The organism is Bradyrhizobium sp. Pa8 (genome assembly GCF_052588265.1).
Window position 1 is genome coordinate 364,897 of the sequence record NZ_CP176767.1, and the last position, 13,459, is coordinate 378,355.

Here is a 13,459-nt window from a genome sequence, read left to right on the forward strand (position 1 = left end):
GCGACCAATGGCGAAGTACAGAGACAATCTGCCTCAGCGCCGCGGCGGCATCTTCCTGACCGACGGCGGCATGGAAACCACCTTGATCTTTCACAAAGGTCTGGAGCTTCCTCACTTCGCTGCCTTCGTGTTGCTCGAGAGCGAGGCCGGCCGCTCGCATCTGAGGCAGTATTACGAGGCCTATCTTGCGATCGCGCGTCAGCATGGGCTCGGCTTCGTGCTCGACAGTCCGACCTGGCGCGCCAATCCTGATTGGGGTGTCAAGCTCGGCTACGATATGGACGCGCTCACGGTGATCAACATGCGGGCAATTCGTTTTCTTGAGGAATTGCGCGGCACATGGGAGACCTCCGGCCTGCCCTGTGTGATCAACGGCGCGATCGGTCCGCGGGGCGACGGCTATAAGGCCGGCAACATGGATGCGACGGAGGCGATGGACTATCATTCGTCCCAGATCGCCGCCTTCGCCGAGGCCGGCGCCGACATGGTGACCGCGTTCACGCTGAACAGCGTCAATGAAGCCATCGGCGTGGTGCGTGCGGCAAAGATGCACGCGATCCCGGTTGCGATCTCCTTCACGGTCGAAACTGACGGTTGCCTGGTCAGGGGAGAGACCCTGCGGGAGGCGATCGAAGCCGTCGATCGTGCAACGGAAAGTGCTTGCGAATATTTCCTGATCAACTGCGCTCATCCGACCCATTTCGAGAGTGCCCTCCAAGCCGGCGAGCCATGGGTCGAACGCATTCATGGCGTCAGGGCTAATGCGTCGGCCAAGAGTCATGCCGAGCTCGATGAGTCCGAGGTGCTCGACAGCGGCGATCCTGCCGATCTCGGCCGCCGTTATATGGCGCTCAGGCGGGCATTCCCGCGGATGCAACTGCTCGGCGGCTGCTGCGGCACCGATCACAGGCATGTCGCAGCCATCTGCGCTGCCTGCGTGCCGCCTCAGGCCGCGGGTGCCTGATTCCAACAAAAATGGCCGGGATTGCTCCCGGCCATTTTGCATTTGTGCTTCGCCTCAGCGCGGCGGCGCGGTGCCGGGCGGGGGCGGCGGCAGCGAGGCCTGGCCACCGTTGAGCAGCGGCGTGATGTTGCGGACGGTGACGCGCCGGTTGATCAGGCTCGGTCCTTGCGTCTGCTCCTTCAGATACTGCTCGCCATAGCCCTGCGACGTCAGGTTCTCCGCGGGCACGGCGAACTGCTGGGTCAGCAACTCGGCCGCGGACTGCGCACGGCGGTCCGACAGCGACAGATTGTCGACCTCGTTGCCGACCGCGTCGGTGTGTCCCTCGATCAGGAACACCGCGCGTGGGTTGCGCTGGATCGCACGGTTGAGACCGTCGGCGATCCCCTGCAGCCGGGCCGCCTGGTCCGGCGGGATGGTCCAGGAGCCCGTCTCGAAGGTGATCGTGTTGACGTCGATGCTCGGCATCTGCATGCGAACATTGGGGCTGTAGCGGATCTCGTCGAGCGTGTAACGCCGATCGATCCGCTGTACCGGCGGTGCCTCCATGGTCTGGTAGATCACGTCCGGCGATGCCTCCTGAGCGTCGACGATGTAGCGATCGTAGGGCATGTTGACCACCGGCGGCGGCACGTCGACATAGAAGCCGCCGACCGACCGCGGATCGCGGTAGCTGTTGTCGATGATGACGAGCTCGCGCCCGCCGGGGTCCCTGCGGATTCGCCGCAGCAACGAACCGTCGGGACCGACCACGGTGATGACCTCGCTGCCATCAGGACGGATCACGACCGTGCGGGTTTCGCCGCCGACGGTGTCGGTGCGGATGTCGCGGGCGCCATAGCGGAAGCGATAGAGGTCGTTGCCGCGGACGTAGGCCTGCCCGCCCGGATCGCGGATGATGATGCGATCCGGCTCGGTGTAGACGGTGCGGCCGCCTTCGACGGCCTCGCGTCGCTGGTTGTGCAGGTCGGCAATGGTGGCTCCGATCACGGCGCCGGCCACCACGCCCGCACCGATCGCGAGCGGTGTCAGGTCACGCTGCGGCGGGCGCGGCGGAGGCGGCAGCGGTGCCACGACTGTCGGCCTGGCCTGGAAGGCAGGCGTAACCGTCGGCGGAGCGAATTGCGCGCGGTTGGGCGGCGGCGTTGCGGCCGCCGAGCCCGGGACTGTGCTCGGCGCTGCGGCACCGGCGGGCGCCGCGGGCCGCGGCGGCAGGCCGCCGGCCTGGGGCGGCGCAGCCGGAGTTCCGGCTGCGGGCGCGCCAGCAGGAGGTGTTCCACCCTGCTGACCAGGGGTCGGCGTCGCCGCCGGAACTGTGCCGGGGGCGGGCGTCGGCCCTGCGCCGGGACGGCCGGGCGGGGGCGTCGGAGCGCCACCGGGGGCTGGCGTGGCCGTTGGAGCGGGCGCGGCACCGGGAGCCGGTGTCGGTGATCCTGCAGCCGGAGGCGTGCCGGGACGTCCGCCGGGCGGCGGGGCGCCCGGGCGTCCAGTCGGCGGTGCGCCGGGCGTGGCGCCCGGTGCCGGTGTTGCAGTCGGCGCAGGTGTCGCCGTCGGAGCAGGCGTGGCGGTCGGTGCAGCCGCGCCAGGGCGGGCCGCAGGCGCGGCCGGTGAAGGCGACGGCGTAGCCGCAGGTGCCGGACGTGCGGGTGCTGCTGCGGGCGGCGTTGCTGCTGCCGGCGGAGTCGGAGTGGGACGCGCGGCAGGCGGAGCTGCGGCGGGAGGCGGCGTCGGCGTGTGCTGCTGCGCGGCCGGGGGCGGCGGAGTTGGCGCAGGCGCATGCTGCTGGGGTGCCGCAGCCGGAGGCGGCGACGGCTGCTTGGGAGCGGCCGGCGGTGGGGGTGGCGGCGGAGGCGGAGGTGCCGGACGTGCCGCAGGCGGAGCAGGCGGTGGTGGGGTCGGGCGCGACGGCGCGGCAGCCGGCGGCGGCGGCGCGGGAGGATGCGGAGGTGCAGCCGCGGGCGGCGGCGCCGTGGGGCGCGCAGGAGCTGCGGGCGGTGCCGCGGCAGGAGGAGGTGGTGCGGCAGGACGTGCGCCAGGCGGCGGTCCCTTCGGTGCTTCCTTCGGAGGCTGCTTCGATTTGTCGGTCTCTGGTGGTTGTGTCTGCGCCTGCGCGACCACAAGCGGCGGCGCGCTCTGCGCATGCGATGCGGAGCTTGCGAATTGCATCGCGGTCAGAGCCGTCGTTGCAAGCAGCACGAAACGAAGGTTGGTCATGATGGTGAACTTCCCCGGAAGGTTCTTTGACGAAGTGTCGGGATGAACGGCTACGCGTTAGGCCGCAATGTGGCGGGCGAAGAGGTCGCGGCCCGATTTATTTCTGCACGCAAATCACCTCACTATGGTGACGTTCATTGCGCATTCAGACGCAGGTTGCAATTGCCTCACATGTGATGCTTCGCCTCAAATGTGATCGCGCCGCGAACTTGCATCCGTCGCGGGATTCGGCGTGAGCGGTCCGTTCGGTCCGCGTGATGGAATCTCTTCCGGCGCGTGGCCCGGCAATTCGTCGGGCCGCGGTGATTCGCCGGGCTCGCGCACCGGCGGCGTGATTTCAGGCTGCGGATTGCCCGGCGGAATTCCAGGCGGCGGCTCCGTGGGCGTGCCGGGCGTCGACGGTGGAATCTCGGGCGGTTCGATCGGCATCAGCATCATCAAGGTCAGTTGTCGGGAGAACGACAACGATGATGCCGCGCCGATGTTCCCCGTCGCGTCGTGCCTGCACGCGCGCTATTCCGGCGCGTGGCAAACGGCCTCGATGTTGTGGCCATCGGGATCGAGCACGAACGCGCCATAGTAGTTCGCATGATAATGCGGGCGGATGCCGGGCGCGCCGTTGTCGCGGCCACCGGCCGCCAAGGCCGCCTTGTAGAAGGCGTCGACCGTGGCGCGATCCTTTGCAACAATCGCGACATGCACCGGCTTGTTCATGGCGCCTTCGGCCCCGAACCAGAGGTCCGGCTTGCCGTTGGCGCCGAACCCGGCGGCCGGAGCGTGGCCGGTCTGCTCCGCCGTGACCTCCATGATCAGGCTGTAATCGAGCGGCGCAAGCGCTTTGGCATAGAACGCTTTCGCGCGCTCATAGTCGGAGACGGAGAAACCCAAATGGTCGATCATGCAACCTCCGTTGTTGGTCCCGGTCAGCGCGACAGGAACGTATTGCTCCGTGTCTTGCGCGCGATCGCAAAGCCGCGCGCGACCATGTCAGCGATACAATCCTGCTGCCATTCGTTTTGTGACAGATGCTCGATGACCACCGCGCGCGGCCACAGCGATTGCGGCGCGTCGCGGAAGAAGCCGATCAGCACGCGGTCCTCGAAGCCTTCGACGTCGATCTTGAGCGAATCGACTTGGCCGACGCCGGCCTCGTTCAGAATGCGTGTCAGCCGCAGCGACGGCACCTTGATGGCCTCCGCGCTGGCCGTGCCGGTGACGACGTGCGTGGCGCCGAGATTGCCGCCGCCGCTCTCGATCATGAGCTCGCCGTCGCTGTCACCGGCGGCGGCCTGCACCAGGCGCACCTGCGTCGTCTTCGATGCGGCGTGGTTGAACGAAAGCCGTCCAAACGTCATCGGGTGCGGTTCGATCGCGACCACCTTGCCATTGGTGCCGACCTGCTGCGCCATCACCAGGGCAAAGGTGCCGACATTGGCACCGACGTCGACGAACGTGCCGCCTGCCGGGGTGTGCCGGCGCAGGAAGTCGAGCTCGTCGAGATTGTAGTCGGGATTGAACAGCGCGCCGCGCTCGGTCGCGCTGCCCTGGTGATAGAAGCGGAACGAGGCGCCTTGGTACTGCACATCGATCGGCCCGCCGCGCATCAGGTTGACCAGCCGCGACATCCACGGGCGGAACGCACCGCGCTTCAGCCCCGACTGTGTTGCGAGGCGAATGATCGCAGCCTGCGCCGCGTTCGGCGCAAACGCGCCGAACGGCGCGGATGAAGGGGCGTTGTCGGGCGTCAAGCAAGTGGTCCTCGTTGCAGGCGGCGCATGCATAGCCGGTTTTGCCGGGGACTCCAATCGCGCTGTCGTCCCGGGGCGCGAAGCGAGCCCGGGACCCATAACCACAGGGAGGAGTTGTGACGCGAGACACCCACTTCGAGTTTTCGCCAAACTCAATCCTGTGGGTATGGATCCCGGATCGGCGCTCCGCTCCGCTTCGCTTGTCCGGGACGACAGAGAGAGCGAGTGTTACGCCGCCTTTTTTGGCGCGGCCTTGCGCTGCCTCAGGAATCGCCCGAGCAGCTTGCGTTTGCCCTTGCGCGGGATCAGGTCGATATCGCTGACGAGTTTTGCGCCGCCCTTGCGGCGTTCCAGCACGATCTTGCGGCTGTGGAAGGCTTCCAGCTCGACGCGATGGGCGACGCTGACGATGGTCGCCTTCGGCAGCTCGTCGGTGACCATCTGCATCATCTTGTCCTGGCTCTTCTCGTCGAGCGCGGAGGTCGCTTCATCGAGCACGACGATGTCGGGGTTGTGCAGCAGCAGCCGCGCGAAGGCGAGGCGCTGCTTCTCGCCGCCCGACAGCGTCTGGTCCCACGGCCCCTCTTCCTCGATCTTCTCCTTGAGGTGGTCGAGGCCGACCTTGTGCAGGGCTTCACCGATCTCCTCGACGGTCCAGTCGTCCTCCGCGCCGGGATAGGCGACGGCGCGGCGCAAGCTGCCGGACGGCACGTAAGGTCGTTGCGGCAGCATGAACAGCCGCCGGTCGGGATGGAAATTGACGCTGCCGCCGCCCCATGGCCAGAGCCCTGCGATGGCGCGCACCAGCGTGCTCTTGCCGGTGCCGGATTCACCCGCGACCAGCAGCCGCTCGCCCGGCTCGATCACCACCTCGGTCTCGCCGACCACGGCCGTGCCGTCGTCGAGCGTGACGGAGAGATCCTTCATCTCCAGCATGGCCTCGTTGCCGGTCTCGCCGCGCTTGATGCGGCCAAGGCCGTCGCCCTGCTCGGCGCGCTCCAGGCCGTCGAGCGACATCATCAGCGAGGCGATGCGGCGCGCGCAGGCGTTCCAGTCGGCGAGCCGCGGATAATTATCGACCAGCCAGCCGAACGCGCTCTGCACGATGGTGAAGGCGGACGCCGCCTGCATCACCTGTCCGAGCGTCATGCTGCCGTCGAGGAATTTTGGCGCGCAGAGCAGGAGAGGGACCACGGGAGCAACAAGGCTCGAGCCCTGCGACACCAGCGTCGTGCGCATGTGCTGGCCGGCCAAACGCGCCCACTGCCGCAGCACGCTGGTGAAATTGCGGTCGATGCCGCCGCGCTCCTCCTCCTCGCCGCCGAGCAGCGCGATGCTCTCGCCGTTCTCGCGCACGCGCGTCAGCGTGTAGCGGAAATCCGCCTCGGCCTGGTTCTTGTCCTCGGAGATCTGCACGAAGCGCCGGCCGATCACCAGGATCGAACCGGAGGCGATCGCGGCGTAAAGGATCGCGGCGATGACGAGGAAGCCGGGAATGGTGATGGCGGAGCCGCCGAGCGTAACCGTGAGCGCGCCGCCGATGGTCCAAAGCACGATGATGAACGTGACCGCCGACAACAGCGCCGATGTCACGCCGGCGAGGAAATCGACCGGGGAATCGGTCGCCACGCGCAGATCCTCGGCGATGCGATATTCCGGGTTCTTGTGGTCGCCGCCGACCAGGTTGAGCTGATAATAGCGCCCGTTGGCCAGCCAGCGCGTCAGCACGCTTGCCGTGAGCCAGGCGCGCCAGCGGCGCTGAATTCCCATTCGCGCGAACACCTGCGCGACGCCGAGCACGATGCTGCCGATCGCGAGCGGGAAGAACACCGCCGTGAGATGGAAGACGGTGGCCGCCTCGCGCTTCTCGATGGCGTCGAAGATCGCGCGATTCCAGACATTGATGCCGTATTGAAAGCCGACGGTAAGGACGATCAGCACGACGAGGCCGATCGAGTAGAGCCACGCCAGCCGGTCGCCGTTGCGGCCCCAGAAGCCGCGTGCGCTGATCCAGAAGCGCGTCAGCAGATAGTCCTTGCGAACCTGCTCGGCCTCCTCGGGCGAGAGTGCAGGATCGGGCTCAATAACCTCCGGCGGCGGCGCGACCTCATCGCCATTCTCGCCCTCGATCTCGACAATGGGCGGCTTCCTGCCCTGTTCGCGCTTTCCGGCCGGCTCGTGCATGAGCGGATAACGCGAACCAAATCAATCGGTTCCCGTTGGTTCCGCGCCACCTCACTCGGCAGCGCCGTCGCGGACCGGCCGGAGCCTCGCGGCCCGATGGAGAACCCGCGACAATTCCTCGATCGAATAGGGCTTTTGCACGAGATCGAAGCCGGCGGCGCCATCTTGTGACAGGGCCTGACTGTAGCCCGTGGTCAGCACGATCGGCACGCGGATGCCGCGGTCGCGGATCGCCTGCGCCAGATCGAGCCCGGTCATGCCGGGCATCACCACGTCGGAGAACACGACGTCGAAGCGATCTGCGTCGACGGTGAGCTCGGCGAGCGCGTCGGTGGCGTTGTCGACTAAAGTGATGCTGTAACCGAGCTCGGTGAGGCCGTCGGCCGCGAAATTGGCGAGCTCGATATTGTCCTCGACCAACAGCACCGACATGCCGCTGCCAGCCACCGCCGGCGCGGTGTTGGGCGCCTGCCGCTGCGGCAGAAGGTCCGCCGGCACGCGCGGCAGATAGAGCGAGAAAGTGCTGCCCTGGCCGACCTCGCTCTCGACGGTCACCTCGCCGCCGGATTGCCGGGCGAAGCCGAACACCTGCGACAGTCCGAGACCGGTGCCCTGGCCGACCTGCTTGGTGGTGAAGAACGGCTCGAAGATGCGGCCCAATCGTGCGGCGGGAATGCCGATACCGGTGTCGCTGACGGCGACACTCACGAAGCCATCGCCGCCTGCAAGATCATGGCTGCCCGAGACGTGCACCAATGTATCGGGTACGGTCGCCGCCGTTTGCACCGCGAAGGTGATCCTGCCTTTGCCCTGCATGGCGTCGCGCGCATTGGTCGCCATGTTGATCAGAGCCGTCTCGAACTGGCCGGCATCGGCCTTGACGAGGCAGGGCTCGGTCGGCAGCCGGATTCCGATCTCGATCGCCGGCCCGAGCAGCGTGGCGAGCATGTCGTGCAGCGACTGCATCCGCTCCCCGACGTCGAACACTTCCGGTTTCAGGGTCTGGCGCCGCGCGAACGCCAGCAGCTGCGAGGTCAGCTTGGCGGCGCGCGCGACCGCGTCCGCAATGGCGTTGGTGTAGCGCTGCCGCCGCTCCTCGCTCAGCTGCGGCCGGTTCAACAGGTCGACCGAGGCGCGGATCACGGTAAGAAGATTGTTGAAGTCGTGCGCGACACCGCCGGTGAGCTGGCCAAGCGCTTCCAGCCGCTGGCTGTGCTTGAGCGCCTCCTCGGCCTCGCGTCGCGCCGTGGCCTCGGCGTTGAGATGCTGGGTACGCCGGAACGCGAGCGCAAGCAGCAGAAACAGCAGCGCCGTGGCGGGAATGCCGAACACCAGATGCTGGCCCATGGTGGCGAGCCAGCGCGCGCGGATCGCCGAGGTCTCGAGCCCGGCGCTGACATAGATCGGATATTCGGCGACGCGCCTGTAGCCGACGCGCCGCTCGATTCCGTCCGAGGGCCAGGCGATGGTGATGAGGCCGTGCTCGGGGTGAGCGGCGATCTGCCGCCCGACCGGCCCGGTCGGATCGAGCCGGAAGTCGCGGTCGAGCCGGGGGAAATGGGTGAGCACCACGCCGTCCGTGCGTCCCATGGCGAAGAAGCTGCCGGGATCGGAGCCGATCCTGGCATAAAAGCTCTCGAAATATTCCGGCAGGACGGAGGCCTGGATGACGCCGATGAAGGTGCCATCGTCGGCTTCGCGGCGCCGGCTCATGCCGAAGAAGCGTGCTCCCTGATAGGGCGGACGCGGCGTCAGGGCCGCGCCGACGAACGTGCCAATGTTCTGGTCGACATGGGCGTAGAAGTAATCGCGGTCCGCAAAACTCAGATCCTGTGGTGGCGAGGCGAGGCTGTTGACCAGCGATTTCCCGTTCGCGTCGAAGATCCAGGCCGATTTGAGCTGCGGCAACGCATCGGTCAGCCGTTTCAGGCGGCGGTGCAGCGCCGGTTCGCGCGAGCGGATGACCTCGTCGGGAAGGCCGCGCACGACCTCGTTGAGCTCGGCCAGGCTGCGGTCGATGGTCTCGAACACCTTGAGCGCATGCTCATGGGCGACATCGAGCGTGCGCTCGATCTCGCGGTCGGCGATGTCCTTTGTCGATGTGTAGGAGATCGTGGAGGTGAAGACGAACAGTGCAATCGGCAGCGCCAGGGATGCCGCCATCATCCACTGCAACAGTCTCAGCGAGTTGCGTTGCGCACCCTGCACAGTCGCTCCGGTCCCTGACCGGAGAGCTTACTTGAAATTCCCGCTGCGAAGGAAGCGGCTTGTCGATGGAACCGGAGGTTGTAATCCGGACGTTCGCGCGTGGCGCGGGCCGGGAGAAAAATCTCCTTAAATTCGCGGCGGCCGTAGAATGCCCCGGCCGTCGCGACCTGGGGATCAAGGCGACAAAGGCGGGCTAAATCTGGCGCTCGACCATCTTGAGCTTGAGCTCGGCGATGGCTTCCGCCGGATTCAGGCCCTTCGGGCAGGCCTTGGCGCAGTTCATGATGGTATGGCAGCGGTAGAGGCGGAACGGGTCCTCGAGATTGTCGAGCCGCTCGCCGGTCGCCTCGTCGCGGGAGTCGGAGACCCAGCGGTTGGCCTGGAGCAGGGCGGCGGGACCGAGATAGCGATCGCTGTTCCACCAATAGCTCGGGCACGAGGTCGAGCAGCAGGCGCAGAGGATGCACTCGTAGAGGCCGTCGAGCTTTTCGCGGTCCTCATGGCTCTGGCGCCATTCCTTCTGCGGCATCGGCGAGGTCGTCTTCAGCCACGGCTCGATGGAGGCGTACTGCGCGTAGAAATTGGTGAGGTCGGGGACGAGGTCCTTCACGACAGGCTGGTGCGGCAGCGGGTTGATCTTGACCGCGCCGTCCTTGACGTCGTGCATCGAGCGGGTGCAGGCGAGCGTGTTCTGGCCGTCGATGTTCATCGCGCAGGAGCCGCAGACGCCTTCACGGCAGGAGCGGCGGAAGGTCAGCGACGGGTCGATGTTGTTCTTGATCCAGATCAGGCCGTCCAACACCATCGGACCGCAATCATGGGTGTCGACGTAATAGGTGTCGACGCTCGGATTCTTGCCGTCGTCCGGATTCCAGCGATAGACGCGGAATTCGCGAACGTCTGTCGCGCCCGCCGGCTTCGGCCAAGTCTTGCCGCCGGTGATCTTGGAGTTCTTCGGAAGTGCGAATTCAACCATTTCGATTAAGGCCTTCGCTGTTCGATCAGTACACGCGCGTAGCTCAGTAAACGCGAGCTTTGGGCGGGATATACTGCACGTCGTTGGTCATGGTGTAGTCGTGAACGGGGCGGTACTCGATCTTGACCTTGCCCTTGTCGTCGAGCCAGGCCAGCGTGTGCTTCATCCAGTTCTTGTCGTCGCGCGCGGAGAAGTCCTCGCGGGCATGCGCGCCGCGGCTCTCGGTGCGGTTGGCGGCGGAGTCCATCGTCACCACCGCCTGCGAGATCAGATTGTCGAACTCGAGCGTCTCGATCAGGTCGGAATTCCACACCAGTGAGCGATCCGACACGGCGATGTCGGTGATGCCGCTGTGGACCTTCTCGATCAGGTTCTGGCCTTCGCTCAGGATGTCGCCGGTGCGGAACACCGCGCAATTGTTCTGCATCACGTGCTGCATGCCTTCACGCAGCTTCGCAGTCGGCGTGCCGCCGGAGGCGTAGCGGTAATGGTCGAGGCGGCCGAGCGCGAGTTCTGACGAGTTCGCCGGCAGCTCCGGCTGCTTGGCATTGGGCGTGAGCTTTTCGGCAAGACGCAAAGCGGCGGCGCGGCCGAACACGACGAGGTCGATCAGCGAGTTGGAGCCGAGGCGGTTGGCGCCGTGCACGGAAACGCAGGCCGCTTCGCCGATCGCCATCAGGCCGGGGATGATGGCGTTGTCGTCGCCATCCCTCTTGGTCAGCACTTCGCCGTGATAGTTCGTGGGGATGCCGCCCATGTTGTAGTGCACGGTCGGCACGATCGGGATCGGCTCGCGCGTCACGTCGACATTGGCGAAGATCTTTGCGGATTCGGAGATGCCCGGCAGGCGCTCGGCGAGCACCGCGGGATCGAGATGGTCGAGATGCAGGAAGATGTGGTCCTTCTTCTTGCCGACGCCGCGGCCTTCGCGGATCTCGATGGTCATCGCGCGCGAAACGACGTCGCGCGAGGCGAGGTCCTTCGCGGACGGCGCATAGCGCTCCATGAAGCGCTCGCCCTCGGAATTGACGAGATAGCCGCCTTCGCCGCGCGCGCCTTCGGTGACGAGACAGCCCGAACCGTAGATGCCGGTCGGGTGAAACTGCACGAACTCCATGTCCTGCATCGGCAGGCCGGCGCGCAGCACCATGCCGCCGCCGTCGCCGGTGCAGGTGTGTGCCGAGGTGCAGGAGGCGTAGGCGCGGCCGTAGCCGCCGGTTGCCAGGATCACGGTCTGGGCGCGGAAGCGGTGCAGCGTGCCGTCATCCAACTTCAGCGCGATGACGCCGCGGCAGGTGCCCTGGTCGTCCATGATCAGGTCGATGGCGAAGAACTCGATGAAGAACTCGGCCGCGTGGCGCAGTGACTGGCCGTACATCGTGTGCAGCATGGCGTGGCCGGTGCGGTCGGCGGCGGCGCAGGTGCGCTGCGCCTGGCCCTTGCCGTAGTCCATGGTCATGCCGCCGAACGGGCGCTGGTAGATCTTGCCGTCCTCGGTGCGCGAGAACGGCACGCCCCAATGTTCGAGCTCGTAAACGGCCTCGGGCGCGTTGCGCACCATGTATTCGATCGCGTCCTGGTCACCGAGCCAGTCCGACCCCTTCACGGTGTCGTACATGTGCCAGCGCCAGTCGTCCTTGTGCATGTTGCCGAGCGAGGCCGAGATGCCGCCCTGGGCCGCAACCGTGTGCGAGCGGGTCGGAAACACCTTGGTGATGCAGGCGGTGCGAAGGCCGGCTTCGCTGCAGCCGACCACGGCGCGCAGGCCTGCGCCGCCGGCGCCGACCACGACGACGTCATAGGTGTGGTCTTCGATCGGATAGGCTTTGCCGTTGGTGGCGGGAGCGCCGTTGCCCTTGCCATTCGTCGCATTGGCCATGGGTTACACTCCGGATGACAGTTGGAGAATCGCGTAGATCGACGCGAGCGCGACCGCGATCGAGAAGAAATTGTTGAGCATGATCGTCGCGAGCTTCAGCTTCTCGTTGTGGATATAGTCCTCGATCACGACCTGCATGCCGATCTTCATGTGCCAGGCGCTGGCGACGATGAAGAGCACCATGATGATGGCTATCGGCAGCGAGCCGAGGATCTGCTTGGCATAGGCCTGGTTGCGGCCGAGCAGCATCATGATGACGACGATCACGGGGATCATCAGCAGGACCATCGCCACTGCAGTCAAGCGCTGGCGCCAGAAATCGGACGTGCCGGAATGCGCCGCGCCAAGGTTGCGGACGCGTCCGAGCGGGGTGCGCATGCTGCGCTTCGGCGTATCGGCCGTGCTCATCGTCCACCTCCGATCGCGTAGGCAATGATCCAGATCAGCACTGTCAGCGCGATGCCGCCGATCAGTGCGCCCCAGGTCAGCGCTTCGCGCTCATTGGCCTTGAAGCCGTAGCCGAGGTCCCAGACGAAGTGCCGGATACCGCTCAGCATATGGTGCATCAGCGCCCAGGTGTAGCCGAACATGATCAGCCGGCCGATGATGCTGCCGGTGAAGGCCTGGACGTGGGAATAGGCGGCGGGGCCGGAAGCCGCCGCGATCAGCCACCAGGCCAGCAGCAGGGTTCCGACGTAGAGCGCGATACCGGTGGCGCGATGGACGATGGACAGCGCCATCGTCAGCGTCCAGCGGTAGACTTGCATGTGGGGAGAAAGCGGTCGTTCGATCCGTGCGGTCATGGGCTTTTGATGTTTATTGCGGCCCAGCAGGGGGCACGCGGGGATCGCGAAAGGTCGGCTCTATTTACGGAGTCGATTTCGCCTGCGCAATCACCAAATCGCCATAAATCGAACCGTGGTTCAGCTCTAGAGCGTTGATGATGCAAGGCCAATCAGTGGCTTGGTATACCAGCACTTCGGTCCGCCAACGAAGAAAGGAATATTAATTCATTTATTCTGGAGGGACCGATGCGCGTTGAAATTGCTATTGGAACGCCTCTAAACGGACCATGCCGTCCAAACCTGCCAGGGGCCGGTCTTTTGAGCCGCTAGCGCCATTCGAACGGCGCCAACCCGCTCCCGCCCCGGCCCGGTTTGCCCCCTGTCCGGATATGCGCACCTTGCATTCCACCCCAGCCGCAGGACGTGGCGTGTCGACCGCGAGAATCAGATCGCCTAAAGCTCCGCACGCAGCTTTCCGAAGCCATGTTTCGGAGAAGTTGC

General features: G+C 66.1%; 11 protein-coding genes. 1 reads left to right on the forward strand and 10 read right to left on the reverse strand.

Annotated features, from left to right (window positions below; all coding sequences use genetic code 11):
• Positions 1-7: 7 nt before the first annotated feature.
• Positions 8-964: a homocysteine S-methyltransferase family protein gene (locus ACKWRH_RS01685; protein ID WP_445219061.1), complete on the forward strand. Its 957-nt coding sequence runs from the start codon at positions 8-10 to the stop codon at positions 962-964.
• A gap of 54 nt (positions 965-1,018) precedes the next feature.
• Here ACKWRH_RS01685 and ACKWRH_RS01690 read toward each other — a convergent pair whose 3' ends face one another.
• The 10 genes from ACKWRH_RS01690 to sdhC all read right to left on the reverse strand — a co-directional run bounded on the left by ACKWRH_RS01690 (position 1,019) and on the right by sdhC (position 12,976).
• Entirely contained in the window at positions 1,019-3,178 is a 2,160-nt protein-coding gene (locus ACKWRH_RS01690) for an OmpA family protein (RefSeq protein WP_445219062.1), read from the reverse strand.
• Between the two features lie 186 nt (positions 3,179-3,364).
• Entirely contained in the window at positions 3,365-3,607 is a 243-nt protein-coding gene (locus ACKWRH_RS01695) for a hypothetical protein (RefSeq protein ID WP_445219063.1), read from the reverse strand.
• Between the two features lie 84 nt (positions 3,608-3,691).
• The gene (locus ACKWRH_RS01700) at positions 3,692-4,078 is read right to left on the reverse strand and encodes a VOC family protein (protein ID WP_445219064.1); all 387 of its coding nucleotides are present in this window, start codon (positions 4,076-4,078) and stop codon (positions 3,692-3,694) included.
• Positions 4,079-4,101: 23 nt separating this feature from the next.
• Positions 4,102-4,926, reverse strand: a complete 825-nt coding sequence (locus ACKWRH_RS01705) for an FkbM family methyltransferase (RefSeq protein WP_445219065.1) — start codon at positions 4,924-4,926, stop codon at positions 4,102-4,104.
• 228 nt (positions 4,927-5,154) lie between these two features.
• Positions 5,155-7,110, reverse strand: coding sequence for an ABC transporter ATP-binding protein/permease (locus ACKWRH_RS01710; RefSeq protein ID WP_445219066.1), 1,956 nt, complete (start codon positions 7,108-7,110; stop codon positions 5,155-5,157).
• A 51-nt stretch (positions 7,111-7,161) separates the two neighbouring features.
• Positions 7,162-9,318 (reverse strand): ATP-binding protein, encoded by a 2,157-nt coding sequence (locus ACKWRH_RS01715; protein ID WP_445219067.1) that lies wholly within the window; start codon positions 9,316-9,318, stop codon positions 7,162-7,164.
• A gap of 193 nt (positions 9,319-9,511) precedes the next feature.
• Positions 9,512-10,294: a succinate dehydrogenase iron-sulfur subunit gene (locus tag ACKWRH_RS01720; RefSeq protein WP_014490683.1), complete on the reverse strand. Its 783-nt coding sequence runs from the start codon at positions 10,292-10,294 to the stop codon at positions 9,512-9,514.
• A gap of 43 nt (positions 10,295-10,337) precedes the next feature.
• The gene (sdhA, locus tag ACKWRH_RS01725) at positions 10,338-12,173 is read right to left on the reverse strand and encodes a succinate dehydrogenase flavoprotein subunit (RefSeq protein ID WP_445219068.1); all 1,836 of its coding nucleotides are present in this window, start codon (positions 12,171-12,173) and stop codon (positions 10,338-10,340) included.
• 3 nt (positions 12,174-12,176) lie between these two features.
• Positions 12,177-12,581 (reverse strand): succinate dehydrogenase, hydrophobic membrane anchor protein, encoded by a 405-nt coding sequence (gene sdhD / locus ACKWRH_RS01730; protein ID WP_014490681.1) that lies wholly within the window; start codon positions 12,579-12,581, stop codon positions 12,177-12,179.
• Positions 12,578-12,976 carry a succinate dehydrogenase, cytochrome b556 subunit gene (gene sdhC, locus ACKWRH_RS01735; RefSeq protein WP_014490680.1) on the reverse strand — a complete coding sequence of 133 codons (399 nt, stop codon included), beginning with the start codon at positions 12,974-12,976 and terminating at the stop codon, positions 12,578-12,580. The genes sdhD and sdhC overlap by 4 nt, the downstream gene beginning before the upstream one ends.
• Between the last annotated feature and the right edge of the window lie 483 nt (positions 12,977-13,459).

Coding starts and splice junctions, on each gene's coding strand:
- ACKWRH_RS01685 (WP_445219061.1), top strand. CDS start 8: ATGGCGAAGTACAGAGACAATCTGCCTCAGCGCCGCGGCGGCATCTTC.
- ACKWRH_RS01690 (WP_445219062.1), bottom strand. CDS start 3,178: ATGACCAACCTTCGTTTCGTGCTGCTTGCAACGACGGCTCTGACCGCG.
- ACKWRH_RS01695 (WP_445219063.1), bottom strand. CDS start 3,607: ATGCCGATCGAACCGCCCGAGATTCCACCGTCGACGCCCGGCACGCCC.
- ACKWRH_RS01700 (WP_445219064.1), bottom strand. CDS start 4,078: ATGATCGACCATTTGGGTTTCTCCGTCTCCGACTATGAGCGCGCGAAA.
- ACKWRH_RS01710 (WP_445219066.1), bottom strand. CDS start 7,110: ATGCACGAGCCGGCCGGAAAGCGCGAACAGGGCAGGAAGCCGCCCATT.
- ACKWRH_RS01720 (WP_014490683.1), bottom strand. CDS start 10,294: ATGGTTGAATTCGCACTTCCGAAGAACTCCAAGATCACCGGCGGCAAG.
- sdhA (WP_445219068.1), bottom strand. CDS start 12,173: ATGGCCAATGCGACGAATGGCAAGGGCAACGGCGCTCCCGCCACCAAC.
- sdhD (WP_014490681.1), bottom strand. CDS start 12,581: ATGAGCACGGCCGATACGCCGAAGCGCAGCATGCGCACCCCGCTCGGA.
- sdhC (WP_014490680.1), bottom strand. CDS start 12,976: ATGACCGCACGGATCGAACGACCGCTTTCTCCCCACATGCAAGTCTAC.